The 15678-nt window shown below is 63.2% G+C and carries 13 protein-coding genes; 7 read left to right on the top strand and 6 right to left on the bottom strand.

What is annotated here, in order from left to right; all coding sequences use genetic code 11:
• Positions 1 to 98: 98 nt before the first annotated feature.
• Positions 99 to 2951, bottom strand: coding sequence for an ATP-binding protein (locus NKH80_RS08655; protein WP_352877717.1), 2853 nt, complete (start codon positions 2949 to 2951; stop codon positions 99 to 101).
• 224 nt (positions 2952 to 3175) lie between these two features.
• On the opposite strand from NKH80_RS08655, the gene NKH80_RS08650 reads away from it, so the two are divergent.
• The 7 genes from NKH80_RS08650 (at position 3176) to NKH80_RS08620 (ending at position 9760) form a co-directional block, all read left to right on the top strand.
• A complete protein-coding gene (locus NKH80_RS08650) occupies positions 3176 to 4537 on the top strand; it encodes an epoxide hydrolase family protein (RefSeq protein ID WP_352702826.1) in 1362 nt (453 codons plus the stop codon).
• An 87-nt stretch (positions 4538 to 4624) separates the two neighbouring features.
• A complete protein-coding gene (locus NKH80_RS08645) occupies positions 4625 to 5053 on the top strand; it encodes a DUF6130 family protein (RefSeq protein WP_352647557.1) in 429 nt (142 codons plus the stop codon).
• Positions 5050 to 6384 carry an epoxide hydrolase family protein gene (locus NKH80_RS08640; protein WP_352702830.1) on the top strand — a complete coding sequence of 445 codons (1335 nt, stop codon included), beginning with the start codon at positions 5050 to 5052 and terminating at the stop codon, positions 6382 to 6384. Before NKH80_RS08645 ends, NKH80_RS08640 begins: the two co-directional genes overlap by 4 nt.
• Before the next feature lie 49 nt (positions 6385 to 6433).
• Complete coding sequence (locus NKH80_RS08635; protein ID WP_352702832.1) at positions 6434 to 7030, top strand: VOC family protein; 597 nt, start codon at positions 6434 to 6436, stop codon at positions 7028 to 7030.
• Between the two features lie 72 nt (positions 7031 to 7102).
• Positions 7103 to 8221, top strand: coding sequence for a redoxin domain-containing protein (locus NKH80_RS08630; protein WP_352990940.1), 1119 nt, complete (start codon positions 7103 to 7105; stop codon positions 8219 to 8221).
• A gap of 28 nt (positions 8222 to 8249) precedes the next feature.
• Positions 8250 to 9284, top strand: a complete 1035-nt coding sequence (locus tag NKH80_RS08625) for an alpha/beta fold hydrolase (protein WP_502900929.1) — start codon at positions 8250 to 8252, stop codon at positions 9282 to 9284.
• Between the two features lie 56 nt (positions 9285 to 9340).
• Positions 9341 to 9760, top strand: coding sequence for an Ohr family peroxiredoxin (locus NKH80_RS08620; RefSeq protein ID WP_112563035.1), 420 nt, complete (start codon positions 9341 to 9343; stop codon positions 9758 to 9760).
• 193 nt (positions 9761 to 9953) lie between these two features.
• Here the strand turns inward: NKH80_RS08620 and NKH80_RS08615 are convergent, their stop codons facing one another.
• The 5 genes from NKH80_RS08615 to NKH80_RS08595 form a co-directional block, all read right to left on the bottom strand.
• The gene (locus NKH80_RS08615) at positions 9954 to 10199 is read right to left on the bottom strand and encodes a MoaD/ThiS family protein (protein ID WP_023675441.1); all 246 of its coding nucleotides are present in this window, start codon (positions 10197 to 10199) and stop codon (positions 9954 to 9956) included.
• The gene (locus NKH80_RS08610) at positions 10199 to 12463 is read right to left on the bottom strand and encodes a xanthine dehydrogenase family protein molybdopterin-binding subunit (RefSeq protein WP_352689976.1); all 2265 of its coding nucleotides are present in this window, start codon (positions 12461 to 12463) and stop codon (positions 10199 to 10201) included. The genes NKH80_RS08615 and NKH80_RS08610 overlap by 1 nt, the downstream gene beginning before the upstream one ends.
• A 16-nt stretch (positions 12464 to 12479) precedes the next feature.
• Entirely contained in the window at positions 12480 to 12956 is a 477-nt protein-coding gene (locus tag NKH80_RS08605; RefSeq protein WP_352478287.1) for a (2Fe-2S)-binding protein, read from the bottom strand.
• On the bottom strand, positions 12956 to 13816 hold the full coding sequence (locus tag NKH80_RS08600; RefSeq protein ID WP_352702836.1) for an FAD binding domain-containing protein: 861 nt from the start codon (positions 13814 to 13816) through the stop codon (positions 12956 to 12958). The genes NKH80_RS08605 and NKH80_RS08600 overlap by 1 nt, the downstream gene beginning before the upstream one ends.
• Before the next feature lie 137 nt (positions 13817 to 13953).
• Positions 13954 to 15597, bottom strand: a complete 1644-nt coding sequence (locus NKH80_RS08595) for an MFS transporter (RefSeq protein ID WP_352702838.1) — start codon at positions 15595 to 15597, stop codon at positions 13954 to 13956.
• Between the last annotated feature and the right edge of the window lie 81 nt (positions 15598 to 15678).

Genomic DNA, 15678 nt, shown 5'->3' with positions numbered 1-15678 from the left:
TCCTTCGCCAAAAGCGGCCATCACGAAATTCACAGGCCAAGCAACTTTACTCCCAAAGCAGAGGTCATCATCAGTGAAAGAAGTTTCGTTGACGATTGCTACCTCAGCGTAGCCAGAAGGTGCTCGGCAGCCATAACATCCGCAGTCTCCTGGCCCTCAACGAAATGCTCCACGACTGGTTGCAAGAGCTCGCGAGCGCTATCCGCCTCCCTTCGCCCGGCCATCAGCGTCGCCATGTCGATTGCGGTTCGCAACTCCCATGCCCGTGCGCGCTGACTTCGGCTCAACTCCAGTGCCTGCATGAGGTAGGCGGCAGCTTCATCACGGTTGCGCTCCGACTGGAGAAGGAGGCTTCCCTTCATCCGCAGCAACTCCGGGAGGTACAATTGATCGCCGTTCTTTTCGACTTGACCAAGCGACTCGTCGATCAACGCAATGGCTTCATCAACCTGACCAATCGCGGACAGTCCCCTAACTAGCGAGAGATTGAGCGGCGTCGTGAGCAATTCATAAGGCGCCGCGTGGAGCTTCTGAAGAGATGTCTGCAGGCCCTCGACGCCGCTTTTTGCATCGCCGTGACGGATCGCGACTTCGCTTTTGAAACCCCGACCGACCAGCAGGTAAGGAGTCATGGAATGGGATTCCGCGCGGGCGATGAGCATATCTATGTACGCCTCGGCGCTATTCAGGTCGCCGGTCCAAAGGAAGACCGATATCGCCCAGATCAACGCGATCGCCAACGTTAGAGAATGATCCATGGCGGCAGCCTCTTCGACGGCCTGTCGGGCGTGTGCCATGGCTTGATCCGGATGGCCTTGTAGCCAAAGGTTCCTCGCCAGGATGGCCCTGGCCAGGATTTTGCCTTCGAAGCCCAGATAGATCGTCGTGGTCCGCTGGGAGCGCGGCCCACGGTCGAGCGCCGCCTCCAGCTCTGCGCGGGCCTGCGCAAGGTCGCCTCGCAGGTGGAGCGAGATGCCCAGGATCGAGTGTGCCAGCGCGCTGGCGACCGAGTCGTCCAAGGTCGCGGCTGTGGCCGAACAACGCCTTGCAAACTCAAGGGCGGTTGCGAAATTGCCCGTCCGCAGATGGAACATGTTGAGCGGACCCAGCAGACGCACCCGGTCCAGCGGATCGCCGCGCTCCTCGGCGATCGCCAGGCTCCTCTCCAGAGCTACGCGCGCCCTGTCGCGTCCTCCCCGCATGAACATGAAGGACACGCCGAGGGCTGCCTGAAGATGCATCTCGTCAAGTCCGCCGCGGGCGGCATCGTCGAAAGCGAATATTGCTCTTTCAGACCAGCGATGACACTCCGGCAACAAGGACATTGCCAGGAAAACCGGCGCGACAGCGGTGGCGAGTCCGACGCCGATGTCGGCGTTTCCGCTGTCGCCGAAGCACCATTCCAAGGCAGCCCGGACATTATTGATGGCGGCGAAGTGAGGCGCCCGCTCCTCACCGGTCGCCAGGCTTGGCCACTCGATCCCGGTCTGCTCCAGCCATCTCCGATAGTAGGCGGCGTGGCGCACTGCCAGATCGGCAGCCTCGGCGTCATCGATCGGGATGTCGAGAACGTAGGCGCGCGTCGTATCGAGGAGCCTGTAGCGCATCATTGCTCCGACCGGACGCGTCGCCACGATCGATTTGGCGACAAGACTGTCCATGGCGCCAAGGACGGTCGATCGGTCGAGGGTCGCGCTCGTCACCACCTCCAGTGCGGCATCGAGCGTGAAATGACCGACGAATACAGCGAGCCTGCGAAGCACCACGCGCTCAAGGTCGGTCAGGAGGCCCAAGCTCCAGTCTAGTGTCGCCTGCAGGGTTTGCTGACGCGGCGGCGCGGTCCGCGAACCGAGCCACAGCAGTGTCAGGCGTTGATCAAGAAGCGCGGCGGTCTGTTGCAGCCCATAGGATTCGACGCGCCTGGCCGCCAGTTCGATGGAGAGCGCCACGCCGTCAAGCTTTCGACAGATGCTTGCGATGAGCAGGGCTTCCGCATCGCTGACGTCCAAACGAGCGCCGCCTGCCACCGCTCGTTCGAGGAACAGTTGGGTGGCCGGGAAGGTCTGGACAATGGCCGCCGTTAGTCCAGGTTCGTCGGGCGGATAGGCAAGCGCATCCAATCGATAGATATGCTCGCCCTCAACCCGAAGCACCTCGCGGCTCGTTGCCAGAATGTGGACCTGTGACGTCGCATCGACGATGCTTGCTGCCAAAGGCGCCACCGCATCCAAGAGATGCTCACAGGTATCGAGGATCAAGAGAATCCGCTTGTTGCGCAAGTAAGCGATTAGGTTTGGCGTGGCATCTTCTGTTTGAACGGACAGCCCAAGCATCGAGGCGACGGCTGTCGTCACCAGACCGGGATCACCGATCATTCCCAGATCGACGAACAGAACTGCCCCATAAAATGCGTCGATCAGATGATGCCCGACTGCGATCGCGACGGTGGTTTTACCGACACCGCCGGCGCCAACGATGGTGACGAACCGCGAAGCATTCAGCTGCGCCGAAAGCTTGAGAACGTCCTCATCCCGCCCGACCATTCTGCCCAAGCGGTTTGGAAGATTCGCATGCGGAAACCCAGCGGCGATCAATGGGGCTTCGTCGTGTGTGCTTGATCGCGAGACCGGTGCAACGAAGCAATAGCCGCGCCCCGGAAGCGTCGCGATGTAACGCGCGCCATCCTTTCCATCGCCCAGCGCCTTGCGCAGCCCGGTCATATGGAACCGCAGGCTGCCTTCCTCGACAACCACATCGGGCCAGACCCGCGACATCAGATCCTTCTTGCTGACGACTTCATTCGGCGCGGAAGTCAGGACGATGAGAATTTCAAGGGCGCGCGAGCCCAGCTCTACGGGAGCGCCCTCTCTTGTCAGGAGCCTTTCACCCGCAGCCAAGCAGAAAGGGCCAAACGACAATCTGTCTTTGGCCTGACTTGCCGTTATCGTCATGGCGTCTCTTCTTTTGGGAGCCGCCTGCACCCAGCGCCTCAGTTTAAGTCAAGGAACGCTCCCGCACCATAGGGAGTCTCCACTGTCTGGCCCCTCCTATCTGCTCAAAAAAGCGGCTGGCGGGCAGCGACTAACAAGAGCTCACGACGCATAACGGGCTAATCCCATCTCCCGGGGGTACGTCAAGCAGTGCAGATCGCATCCATCAACCCCAGGAGAGTCCCATGGACACGACCAGAACCTCCGAAACAATCGACCAGGATCGCCGGCGACTCTTGGGCACTGCCGCGGTCGGCATCGCCGCCGCAGGCGCCGCGAGCCTGCTCCCGTCACAAAAGGCCGCCGCATCAACCAGCGATGGCATCCGCCCCTTCACCGTTAGCTTCCCGCAGGAGGAGCTCACCGAGCTTCGCCGGCGCATCGTCGCTACGCGCTGGCCCGAGCGCGAGCTCGTATCCGACGAGGCCTCCCGGCGGATCTGGTCGACCCCTGCGACGGTAGGGCCAACGCAGGGCGTGCAACTCGCCACGATGCAGAAGCTCATGCAGTATTGGGGAACGGAATATGATTGGAGCAAATGCGAGGCGCGGTTGAAGGCGCTGCCGAATTTCGTCACCGAGATCGACGGCCTGGACATCCACTTCATCCACGTGAAATCCAAACATCGGGGCGCACTGCCTGTCATCATCACGCATGGCTGGCCCGGTTCGGTCATCGAACTCCTAAAGATCATCGATCCGTTCACCAATCCCACTGCGCACGGCGGTACCGCGGCCGACGCGTTCGACGTGGTGATCCCGTCGATGCCGGGCTACGGCTTTTCCGGCAAGCCCACCGAAACCGGTTGGGATCCGGGGCGCATCGCGCGGGCGTGGATCGTGCTGATGAGACGCCTCGGCTACGACCGCTACGTCGCGCAGGGCGGCGATTGGGGAGCACTCATCACGGAACAGATGGCCCTGATCGCACCTCCCGAGCTGGTCGCCATCCACACGAATATGCCGGGGACCATTCCGCCGGAGATCGTGAAGGCGCTAGCCTCCGGCGGTCCGCCCCCCGCTGATCTTGGCCCCGACGAGAAGCGTGCCTACGAGCAGGTAGCGTTCTTCTACAAAAACGGCCTGGGCTACGCCAACGAGATGGCTCTTCGTCCGCAAACTCTCTACGGGATCGTCGATTCACCGGCCGGCCTGGCGGCGTGGATCCTCGATCACGATGCGGATAGTTATGCGCTGATCGCCCGTTCCTTCGATGGAGAGCCGGAGGGCCTTACCCGCGACGACATCCTCGACAACATCACGTTCTACTGGCTGACGAACACGGCGATCTCGTCGGCGCGTCTCTATTGGGAACATACGCAAACGGCGAAGGCCGGCTTCTTCGACGCCAAGGGCATCACAATTCGCGTCGGTGCGACTGCGAACCCCAGCGAAATCTACACCGCACCGAAGAGTTGGACCGAACGCGCGTTCCCGAAGCTTCTGCACTATGGCCGCACGGACAAGGGCTGCCATTTCGCCGCCTGGGAGCAGCCGAAGAGTTTCACCGATGAGGTGCGCGCAACATTCAAGACGTTGCAGACATGACGTGTTGGCGGGGGATGGCGCGCCGGACGCGCGTCATCTTCCGCCCAGCGATAGCTGCGTAGCGAACCTCCGAAGGGAGCGACTGCAATGAACCCTCTCATCAAGACGCTCGCCGCACTCGCGGCTTGCACCGTGCTCGCCACGGGCGCGTTTGCCCAGAGTACAGTCGTTCCCATCGACAACGAGCCCGCACCCAAGCTGATCGTGGAGCCGCCGCTTCCGGGTCCGCTGGCCGGCGGCGTCGTGTTCATCCCGTACCGGGTGGAGAACTTGCGCATCCTGCCTGTGGGCGGGGCGGCCGCGCGCAACGTGTCTCCGCGGGTCGGGCATCTGCACGTCACCGTCGACGACCTGCCTTGGGCGTGGGCGGACTACGGTCAGAGCAACACCATCATCTTGGTGGGAATGCCAAGCGGCCAGCACATGGTGCTGATCGAGGTGGTGGATCCAGAAGGCAAAGTCTTCACCAAACAAACGGTGACGTTCCACACTCCGGACAAGACGGTGCAGCCATGAGGCTCGACCAACTGGCGGCCGTGCTGGCATTCGGGCTTTGCGTCCTTTCCGCGCCCGCCTCCGCCAACCCGGTTGAGGATCGCTCGATCCGGCCCTTCAAAGTCTATGTGCCGCAAGCGCCGCTCGATGATCTTCGCAGTCGCATTGCGCAGACACGGTGGCCCGACCGGGAGACGGTCGATGACCAGTCGCAGGGCATACAGCTCGCGAAGATCAGGCCGCTCGTCGAGTATTGGGGCACGGCCTACGACTGGCGGACAGCGGAAGCGAAGCTGAATTCCCTGCCCCAGTTCATGACCACGATCGACGGCGTGGAAATCCACTTCATTCACGTTCGCTCGAAACATCCCAATGCCCTGCCGCTGATCATGACGCATGGCTGGCCCGGCTCGGTGCTCGAACTGCTCAAGACCGTCGGCCCGCTCACCGATCCCACGGCGCATGGCGGTAGCCCGGAAGACGCGTTCGACCTCGTACTGCCGTCGTTGCCGGGTTTCGGCTTCTCCGGCAAACCCACAGATACTGGCTGGGGTACAGACCGCATTGCACGAGCCTGGGCAGAGCTGATGAAGCGCCTTGGCTACACAGATTACGTCGCCCAGGGCGGCGACTGGGGCTCTCCCGTTTCGAATGCAATGGGACGTCTGGCCCCGGCAGGCCTGCTCGGCATTCATGTCAACCTGCCGGCTGTCGTACCGCCAGAGATTGCCGCGGTGCTCGCCGCCGGCGGACCGGCGCCGTCGGGGCTCACGGACAAGGAGCGCGCGGCGTTCGATGCGCTCAGCATGGCCGCCAAGATGGGGAACAGATCCTACGCCACGATGATGGGCACCCGGCCCCAGACGATCGGTTACGCCATCAATGACTCCCCCGCAGGGCTCGCCGCTTGGATGCTCGGACATCCGGGCTTTTCGGGCTGGACCTACGACAAAAGCGACCCTGAAAAGTCGCCTGACGAAGTGCTGGACGATATCACGCTGTACTGGCTGACGAACACCGCCACCTCGTCCGGGCGAATTTACTGGGAGTACGGCGGCGGGCGCAGTCCCGTTTTTGCCGGCGCTGAAAAGACCAGCGAAGTCTCGCTGCCGGTGGCCATCACGGTCTTTCCGGGGGAAGGCTATCGGGCCCCCGAGACCTGGGCCAGGCGCGCCTACCCCAACCTGATCTACTTCCATGAGGCCGACAAAGGCGGCCACTTCGCCGCGTGGGAGCAGCCGGAGCTCTTTTCTGCCGAGTTGCGCGCCGCGTTCAGGCCGCTGCGGCAAACCAAACAACCACCTTACTCGAAAGGAACGACAAATGTCTCAAACCATGAAACCGCCCCATGACGAAAAGCGCGAAACTGCGACCGGGACCCTCAAAAAGCAGGCGCTCGACATGAAGCTCGAGGTCGTGGTCATCCCCGTCTCGGACGTCGATCGCGCCAAGAGCTTTTATAGCGGCCTGGGCTGGCGGCTCGACGGCGATTTCGTCGTCGGCGATACGTTCCGGGGTGTGCAGTTCACACCTCCGGGCTCGCCTGCCTCGATCCACTTCGGCACGGGGATCACGACGGCGGCGCCCGGCTCGGCAAGCGGACTTTATCTTGTCGTGTCGGACATCGAGGCGGCGCGCGTCGAGCTCATTGGCCACGGCGCCGAGGTCAGCGAGGCGTTTCACCGCGCAGGTCCCGGCAAGCCGGCGGTCAAGGGGCGCGATCCCGAGCGGCGCAGCTACTCCTCGTTCGCGACGTTCAAGGACCCGGACGGCAACGAATGGCTGCTGCAGGAAATCACCACCCGCTTTCCCGGCCGGATCGACTCCAATGTCACGACCTACGCTTCCGGAGCGGATCTTGCTGCCGCGCTGCGACGCGCGTCGGAGGCCCACGGCGAGCACGAGAAGCGCAACGGCGGCCAGCGCGATGAGAACTGGCCGGACTGGTACGCGGAATACATGGTGGCTGAGCAGGCCGGCAAAGAGCTTCCGCTTTGAAGGATTCAGCGCGCAGCGCGTCGCCGAATCGTCTCCGCGGCGATATCGATCGAAACTGAAAAGGCGTCGTCGATGAAAGCAACCAAGCTGCTCGTCGCCGTGGTGCTCGCACCGGCAATCGGGGCTCCGATTGCCAGTTTTCTGGGAGACACGAATGTGGCTCAGCCGATAGCCTCCGCACCGATGAGGGTTCCGTTTCTTCACGGACTTTTCTCCCTCCAGTTTGAGGGTCAATCCGAGCTTGCTTCGCTTGGCGTGGCGAACGAGTGGATAAATTCGCCGCCGCTGACGGCGTCGGCTTTGCATGGCAAGGTCGTCCTCATCGATTTCTGGACCTACACCTGCATCAACTGGCTGCGCACGCTTCCCTACGTTCAGACCTGGGACGAGAAATACCGGAAGCATGGTTTGGTGGTGATCGGAATCCACGCGCCGGAGTTCGCGTTCGAAAAAGACCTGAACAACGTGCACCGGGCGGTGAAAGACCTGGGGATCGATTACCCGATCGCCGTCGACAATGACCATCTCATATGGCGGGCTTTCAGCAACCAGTACTGGCCGGCACTCTATTTCGTCGATTCGCGAGGACGCGTCCGGTATCACCACTTTGGCGAGGGCTCATACCAACAGTCGGAAATGGTCATCCAGGAATTGCTGACTGAGGCTGGCGCCGGCGGATTCGACCGTGAGCCTGTGTCGGTCGATGCCCGCGGCATCGAAGCCGCGGCCGATTGGGAGACCCTCAAGTCTCTGGAAAATTATCTCGGCTACGAACGCACCCAGAATTTTGCCTCCGGCGATGAAGCGGTCTTGGACGCGCCGCACATCTACGACGTGCCGGCGCGACTACGCCTGAATGAGTGGGGGCTGTCTGGCAGTTGGACGGTAAGGAAAGAAACCGCCGTACTGAACAAGGCCGATGGCCGCATCGCGTACCGTTTTCACGCGCGCGACCTTCATCTGGTCATGGGTCCGGCAGCGCCGGGAACGTCTGTGAGATTTCGCGTGCTGATCGACGGACAGCCGCCAGGCACGGCTCACGGCATCGACGTCAATGAAAAGGGCGAAGGCGCAGTGACAGAGCAGCGCCTGTACCAACTGATCCGACAATCGAAACCCATCATCGATCGGCAGTTCGAGATCGAGTTTCTCGACTCAGGCGTGGAGGTCTTTGCATTCACGTTCGGCTGATCGCCCGCGCAAGGATAGAGGTTCCCAAATGCATTCACTCAATATCCCGGATGAGATCGACCAAGATCGCCGTCGGTTCTTTGGCGCCGCCGCGATGGCTGTCGCCGCCACTCAGTTCGGCCTGATCGGCCCGGCACAAGCGCAACAGACGACTGGCGAGCCTGCGGCGTCCTTTGGGCCCTTGAAGCGGATCGAGGCCGGCGTGCTGAGCGTCGGCTATGCGGAACTTGGACCGACCGACGGCCCGCCCGTCATCCTGCTACATGGCTGGCCGTATGACATCCACACCTATGCCGATGTCGCTCCCCTGCTTGCCGCAAAGGGGTACCGCGTGATTGTGCCCTACCTGCGCGGATACGGCACGACCCGATTCCTGTCGGATGACACGATGCGCAACGGTCAGCAGTCTGCGATTGCCGCGGACATTGTCGCCCTGATGGACGCGCTGGGCATCGAAAAGGCGACGATTGGCGGCTGCGACTGGGGCGCCCGCACCGCGAACATCATTGCCGCACTATGGCCTGAACGCTGCAAGGCGATGGTCTCGGTGAGCGGCTACCTCATCGGCAACCAGCAAGCCGGCAAGCTGCCGCTGCCACCCAAGGCTGAGCTGCAATGGTGGTATCAATATTACTTCGCCACCGATCGCGGCCGCGCCGGCTACGAGAAATACACACGGGATTTCGCCAGGCTGATCTGGCAACTTGCGTCGCCGCAGTGGAATTTCGACGATGCCACATTCGAGCGCAGCGCCGCAGCCTTCGACAATCCCGATCACGTGGCCATTGTGGTCCACAATTATCGCTGGCGGCTCGGACTCGCCGCCGGCGAGCAGCAATACGACGCGTTCGAGGAGCGACTCGCCCAGGCACCGGTCATCGGCGTGCCGACGATCACCCTCGAAGGCGACGCCAATAGCGCGCCGCATCCGGACGCCAGCGTGTACGCCACGATGTTCCCGGCCAGATACGCGCATCGGGTCGTCAGCGGCGGCATCGGGCACAACCTGCCCCAGGAAGCGCCGCAGGCCTTTGCCGATGCAGTTGTCGAAGTCGACGCCTGATGGAGTTCGCGGCAACCGCCCAAGCGGCGGTTACCGCTACCAGCAAAAGAATGCCAATGAGCCACATCGCAAGGGTTGTCTATACGGCCAGGACCGCAACCACGGGCAGCCGCGAAAATGGCGCCTCGCGCAGTTCCGACGGCCTTCTGGACATCTGGCTATCGACGCCTGGATCGGCGCGCATCGGCACCAATCCGGAGCAGTTGCTCGCGGCCGGCTGGTCGGCCAGCTTCGCAAGCGCAATCGCATCTGCGGCCCACGAACGAAAAATCGCGCTGCCTGCAGGGATGAGCATCGAGGCCGAGGTGAATCTGAACTACGGAGAAAACGGCCACTTTCTTAGCGTCCAACTGGATATTGCCGTGCCGAGTCTGGAGCGCGATGTGGTACAAATTCTGGTGGATGAAGCGCACGAGATTTGTCCTTACTCCAAAGCGACACGGGGCAATATCGATGTCATAATGAGGATCGTCTGATTTGACCTACATCGCTCTTCGGCGTTGAAGCTTTTGGCACCTCGCTCCCAGTCTGTTCGGGGTCAGATCATGATCATGCCCACTCGACGTGAATGTCCGCTTTCGATATCCGCGGGCTCGAAGCTGCCGGTCCGTTGTCGGCCCCATCAACGACGTTTGAGACCTTGATGCTAGGCAATGCCGACGACCTCGCCTACCCCCCAGCCAACCGCGGCAACAAAAAAATCTCCGCCCCTTCCGGCAGTTCCTTCGACCAGGTGTCGCGATAGATCGTCCCGTCGATGGCGACGGCGATGCCGCGATCGATGTATGGCTCGAGGCCGGGATACTGTTCAGCCAGTTTCCTGAACAGCTCCCGAATATCCTTGGCCTCGATCTCGACCTTGCTCTTGCCTCCGGCGATCGCGCCGAGCGACCCCCAGAGCGTTACTTCGACCATCAGCCTCCCCGTTCCGCCTCGAGCGCCGCCAGGATGCGCGGCGGCGACATCGGGATATGCGTCATCCGCACGCCCGCGGCGTTCGACACCGCATTGGCGATCGCCGCCAGCGGCGGCACGATCGAGGTCTCGCCGACGCCGCGCACCCCGTAAGGATGGTTAGGATTGGGGATCTCGAGGATCTGCGTGTCGATCATCGGCAGGTCCGAGCAGACCGGGATGCGGTAATCCAGGAAGCCAGGGTTCTGCAGCCGCCCGTCCTTGCCGTAGATATACTCCTCGTTGAGCGCCCAGCCGATGCCTTGCGCGGCACCGCCCTGGTACTGCCCCTCCACATAGGTCGGATGCACCGCCTTGCCGGCGTCCTGAACGACGGTGTAGCGCAGCACCCTGGTCGAGCCTGTCTCGGGGTCCACCTCGATATCGCAGATATGGGTGGCGAAGGAGACGCCGGCGCCGTCGGCGACGAGCTCGCTATGGCCTGCAATGGGTCCGCCCGTCTTTCCGGAAGCGGCCGCGATCTCCTTCAGCGACAGCGGCGAGAGGTTGCCGTGCGTCGCGCCCTTGGCAATCGCATGACCCTCTTCCCAGACCACGTCGTCGACGGCTATGTCCCACATCTGCGCGGCGCGTTCTCGCAGGATCTTGATGGCGTTGCGAGCGGCGGAGATCGTCGCCATCGAAGACGAGAAGGTGCCGCGGCTGCCGTCCGTCATGTCGTTGTAGCCGAGGCTGGAGGTATCGGCGACCACCGCCTTGATCTGCTCATAGGGGATACCGAGCTCCTCCGCCGCCACCAGCGACAGCGACGCGCGGGAACCACCCACATCGACCGTGCCGACGGCAAGCGAGACCGAGCCATCCATGCCTATGTTGAGGTCGGTGCAGGTCTGGCCACCGAAGTTGAACCAGAAGCCGCAGGCCATGCCGCGACCCTGATTCTTGCCGAGCGGCGCCTTCATGTGCGGATGGTTCTTCGCCGCCTCCAGCGTCGGCCCGATGCCGATCGGCCCATATACCGGGCCGTAGGACGATCTGGTGCCTTCCTGCGCCGCGTTCCTGATCCGGAACTCGACCGGGTCCATGCCGATCTCCTTGGCCAGCTCGTCGACCGCGCTTTCCACCGCAAACGCCGCCATCGGCGCCGACGGCGCGCGATAGGCCGCGGTCTTGGGCCGGTTGACCAGCACTTCGTAGCCGACCGTCTTGACGTTCTCGAGCTTGTAGCAGGCAAAGGCGGTCATGGCGCCGATCTCGGCCCACATGCCGGCATAGGGGCCGCAGGAATAGCGCAGCGTCGCCTCGGCCGCCGTGATCGTGCCGTCCTTGCGGGCGCCGATTCGAACATCGATCGAGGTGGCGCTGGTCGGGCCGGAGGCGCGGAACACTTCGTCGCGCGTCATGACCAGCTTGACCGGCCGCCCGGCCTTGCGTGACAGCGCCAGTGCCACCGGCTCGGCCCAGACATGGGTCTTGCCGCCGAAACCGCCGCCGATCTCCGACGAGGTGACGCGCAGCTTCGAGGCTTCCATGCCAAGCAGCTGTGCACAGTGCTGGCGGTAGACAAAATGGCCTTGCGTACAGACCCAGAGGTCGGCAGTGCCGTCCGAGCTGACATTGGCCACGCAGGCATGCGGCTCGATATAACCCTGGTGCGTCTGCTCGGTCTTGAAGGAGCGTTCGACGACGTAATCGGCCTGGCCGAAGCCTTCATGGATGTCGCCATGGCCGTACTGGGTGCGCTTGGTGACGTTTGAAGGCTTGACGGGCTTTTCCTCGAGGCCCTCGGTGAAGATGGCGTCGTTGATCAGGGGTGCGGAGTGCTTCATCGCCTCGTCGACGTCGGTGACATGCGGCAGCACCTCGTAGTCGACCTCGATCAGCTTCAGTGCCTGCCTCGCCGTGCGGGCATCGACCGCAGCGACCGCGGCCACGGCATGGCCGTCATAGAGCGCTTTCTTGCGCGCCATGCAGTTGTCGAGGATGTCGTACATGGCGGCATCGCCGTCGGTCAGGTCGGGCAGGTCGGCCGCGGTGATCACCGCCTTGACGCCGGGGAGCATCTGCGCCTTCGACGTGTCGATCTTCCTGATCGTGGCATGCGCATGGGGGCTTCTGAGAACGCGCCCGACCAACTGCCCGGCCATGTTGAAGTCGGCGCCATAGCGTGCGCGGCCCGTCACCTTGTCGACACCATCGGGACGAATGGGACGCGTGCCGACAGAGGTGAAATTGCGTCCGGAGTAACGCGGATCGAAATTCATCGTTATGCTCCCTTCATCACGCTTGTTTCATTACGATGGCGGCGTCCTGAACGGCACGCACGATCTTGTCATAGCCGGTGCAGCGGCAGAGGTTCCCGGCGAGGCCGAAGCGGATCTCCTCCTCGGTCGGATCGGGGTTCTTGGCCAAAAGGTCCTTGGCCGCCATGAGGAAGCCCGGCGTGCAGACGCCGCATTGAAGTGCGGCGTGCTCCAGGAATTTCTGCTGCAGCGGATGCAGCCTGTCGCCATGCGCCATACCCTCGATGGTCTCGAGGTGACGGCCCTCGGCTTCCGCACCGAGCACCAGGCACGAGCACACCAGCCGATCGTCGAGGATGATGCTGCAGGCGCCGCAGTCGCCGGTGCCGCAGCCTTCCTTGGCGCCCGTCAGCCCCAGGCGATCGCGCAGGACATCAAGCAGCGTCTCGTCCGGCTGGCAAAGGAACTCGACATTGTCGCCGTTGATTGTCGTTGATACTGCTACACCGGCCATCACTTGCCTCCTGCACGTGCATAGGCGGTCGTGGCGGCCCGCTTGGCCAGCACACCCGCAACTTTCCGTCTGAATTCGATAGTGCCTCGCTTGTCGTCGATCGGACGGCAGGCGCCCGAGCAGACTTTGGCGAGCCTTTCCAACGTGGCTTCGTCCAGCTTGGAGCCGATGAGAACCTCGGCAGCCTCCTCGACCAGAACCACCGTCGGCGCCACGGCGCCTAGCGCCAGGCGGGCGGATTTGACGCGACCTTGCTCATCGAGCGTCAGGTTCACGCCGGCGCTGACCACCGCGATGTCCATCTCGGTACGCGGAATGAAACGCAGATAGGCATCGCCCGAACGCGGCAGACGTTTGTCGAGCAGGATTGCCTCGATGATCTCGCCCTTGGCCAGCGACGTCTTGCCCGGCCCAGTCGGCACCGCTTCCACGGCAATCGGTCGCCTGGTTCCAGGGCCGACGACCACCGCCTTGGCGCCAGCGGCCACCAGTGCCGGCACGCTGTCGGCGGCCGGCGAGGCGTTGCAGAGATTGCCGACGATGGTGCAGCGTCCCTGCACCTGCTTCGAGCCGATCAGCTTGGCCGCTTCGACGACGCCGGGCCATGCCTTCTGCAGGGCCGTGTTCTCGCCCAGCACGGCGCATGGGACCGCCGCGCCGATGCTGAAGCCCTCGGCTGTTTCCCTGATCTCGCCAAGCCCGTCGATCGCCTTGATGTCGACGATCAGGTCGGGTTCGATAAAGCCGCCCTTCATTCTTACCAAGAGGTCGCTGCCTCCGGCGAGGATGGCGGCCGTGCCGGCTGAGTCGGCCAACAGGCCGGCGGCGTCTTCAATTGAAAGCGGACGTATGTAACGCATCGTCTCCCCTTACTGGTCATAGTCACATCAACTGATATAACCGTCTCTCGACAATGGCCATCCTGTTCGTGCATTCGCGGATTGGGCCAGGCGCCGCAATTTCATTTTGCTCGTCCAACTGGACGCACCGCCAGCCACTAATGCTCGATCGGCCCCTTCGGCATGACCAGCGCCGTGCCGGCTGTCGTCGGGCGCTCGATCATGCGGCGGACGCGCGGTGGCTCGTTGCCGCTGTGCAGCGCCCTTATACGCTCGCCGATGACGGCGTCCGCGTAGGTGGCGCGCCGATTGTGGCGGATATACTCGACCCAGGTCGGCGTGTGGTAGTGCTCGATCCATATCGACGGATTCTCGAGATCGCGCGCCAATGTCCAGTTGCGGGCGCCGTCACGGCGGCGGATGCGGCCGCGCTCGGCCATGGTGGCGAGGAATTCCGGCACGTCCTCGTTACGGATGACATATTCGATCATGATGGCGATTGGACCGCTGCGCGGCTTGAGATCAAGCGCCAGATGCGGCTCCTGGAAGCGGTTGAGCGGATCGAGGTTGAGCACCGCCTGCTGCGGCAGCGGCAGCAGCAGGCCGATGGCACCTCCCGCCAGCATGGCGACGCTGGCCGCCATCAGGGCGACTTCGGCGCCATGCGCGTCGGCGACGACGCCCCAGACCCAGCTGCCGAGCGCGATGCCGCCGAAGGTCGCGGTCTGGTAGACTGAGAGCACGCGGCCGACCACCCAGCGCGGCGTCGACATCTGTACGGTGACGTTGAAGTGCGACAGCGCCGTCACCCAGCAGGCGCCGCCGACCAGCAGGCCGAGCGACGTCTGCCACGCATGATTGCTGACGGCGGCGTTGACGGCGCAGACGGCGAAACCGGCGAATGCCGTGCGCACCATGGTTTCGCTGGACAGCAGCTGCCGTAGCCTGACGCTGATCAGCGCGCCGCCGACGGCGCCGATGCCGAAGGCGCCGAGCATGATGCCGTAGCTCAGGGCATCACCCTTGACGACGTCACGTGCGACCAGCGGCAGCAATGCCAGGACCGCGCCGGCGCTGAAGCCGAAAGCGGAGCTCCTGACCAGCACCTTGCCGATGTTAGGCGACATGGCGACGTAGCGCAGGCCAGCGCCCATTGCGGCGCCCAGCGTCTCGCGCGGCAAGGTCGATGCCGGCAGTTCCGGCTTCCAGCGGGCCAGCACGACGATGAGGCCGACATAGCTCAGCGTGTTGACGGCGAAGGCCGCGGCGGCACCTGCCGCGGCAACGATGATACCACCGATCGCCGGGCCGACGCTGCGCGTCAGGTTGAAGCCCATCGAGTTGAGCGCGATCGCCGCCGGCACCTTGGTGCGAGGCACCATGTCGCCAACCGAAGCCTGCCAGGACGGGCTGTTGAGCGCGGTGCCGCTGTCGATCAGGAAGGTGAAGGCGAGCAGCGTCCACGGCGTCATCAGGTCGAGATAGGTGAAGACGGTCAGAAGAGCCGAGACGACGAGCATGAACATCTGCGCGATCAGCATGATTTTGCGCCGGTTGAAGCTGTCGGCGATAGCGCCGGCCAGCAGCGCAAACAGCATGATCGGCAAGGTGGTCGAGGCCTGGACCAACGCGACCTGGTAGGACGAGGTGGCGATCGTCGTCATCATCCAGGCGGCGCCAACGCCCTGGATGAGACCGCCGAAATTGGAAACCAGGCTGGCGGACCACACCGCCCGGAAGATGCCGTGCCGGAACGGCGCCAGCGCCGAGGCGCTTTCGCTTTCCGGTGTGTCGTCCCTCATAAATGCTTTCCCGGGCTCAAATGCGTTTGTTCTTCCGATGAATCGGCCCCTCAAGCCATGGATTCAAAAAATAGAACATCA

Source organism: Mesorhizobium sp. M0904 (assembly GCF_040319475.1).
Lineage (GTDB): Bacteria > Pseudomonadota > Alphaproteobacteria > Rhizobiales > Rhizobiaceae > Mesorhizobium.
The sequence above is the reverse complement of the archived record's forward strand: the minus strand, read 5'-3'. Positions and strand labels throughout refer to the sequence as shown.

Excerpts from the sequence above, each read along its gene's own strand:
- NKH80_RS08630 (WP_352990940.1), top strand. The coding sequence starts at position 7,103 with ATGAAAGCAACCAAGCTGCTCGTCGCCGTGGTGCTCGCACCGGCAATC.
- NKH80_RS08655 (WP_352877717.1), bottom strand. The coding sequence starts at position 2,951 with ATGACGATAACGGCAAGTCAGGCCAAAGACAGATTGTCGTTTGGCCCT.
- NKH80_RS08645 (WP_352647557.1), top strand. The coding sequence starts at position 4,625 with ATGAACCCTCTCATCAAGACGCTCGCCGCACTCGCGGCTTGCACCGTG.
- NKH80_RS08600 (WP_352702836.1), bottom strand. The coding sequence starts at position 13,816 with ATGCGTTACATACGTCCGCTTTCAATTGAAGACGCCGCCGGCCTGTTG.
- NKH80_RS08625 (WP_502900929.1), top strand. The coding sequence starts at position 8,250 with ATGCATTCACTCAATATCCCGGATGAGATCGACCAAGATCGCCGTCGG.
- NKH80_RS08610 (WP_352689976.1), bottom strand. The coding sequence starts at position 12,463 with ATGAATTTCGATCCGCGTTACTCCGGACGCAATTTCACCTCTGTCGGC.
- NKH80_RS08615 (WP_023675441.1), bottom strand. The coding sequence starts at position 10,199 with ATGGTCGAAGTAACGCTCTGGGGGTCGCTCGGCGCGATCGCCGGAGGC.
- NKH80_RS08605 (WP_352478287.1), bottom strand. The coding sequence starts at position 12,956 with ATGGCCGGTGTAGCAGTATCAACGACAATCAACGGCGACAATGTCGAG.
- NKH80_RS08640 (WP_352702830.1), top strand. The coding sequence starts at position 5,050 with ATGAGGCTCGACCAACTGGCGGCCGTGCTGGCATTCGGGCTTTGCGTC.
- NKH80_RS08650 (WP_352702826.1), top strand. The coding sequence starts at position 3,176 with ATGGACACGACCAGAACCTCCGAAACAATCGACCAGGATCGCCGGCGA.
- NKH80_RS08595 (WP_352702838.1), bottom strand. The coding sequence starts at position 15,597 with ATGAGGGACGACACACCGGAAAGCGAAAGCGCCTCGGCGCTGGCGCCG.
- NKH80_RS08635 (WP_352702832.1), top strand. The coding sequence starts at position 6,434 with ATGAAGCTCGAGGTCGTGGTCATCCCCGTCTCGGACGTCGATCGCGCC.
- NKH80_RS08620 (WP_112563035.1), top strand. The coding sequence starts at position 9,341 with ATGAGCCACATCGCAAGGGTTGTCTATACGGCCAGGACCGCAACCACG.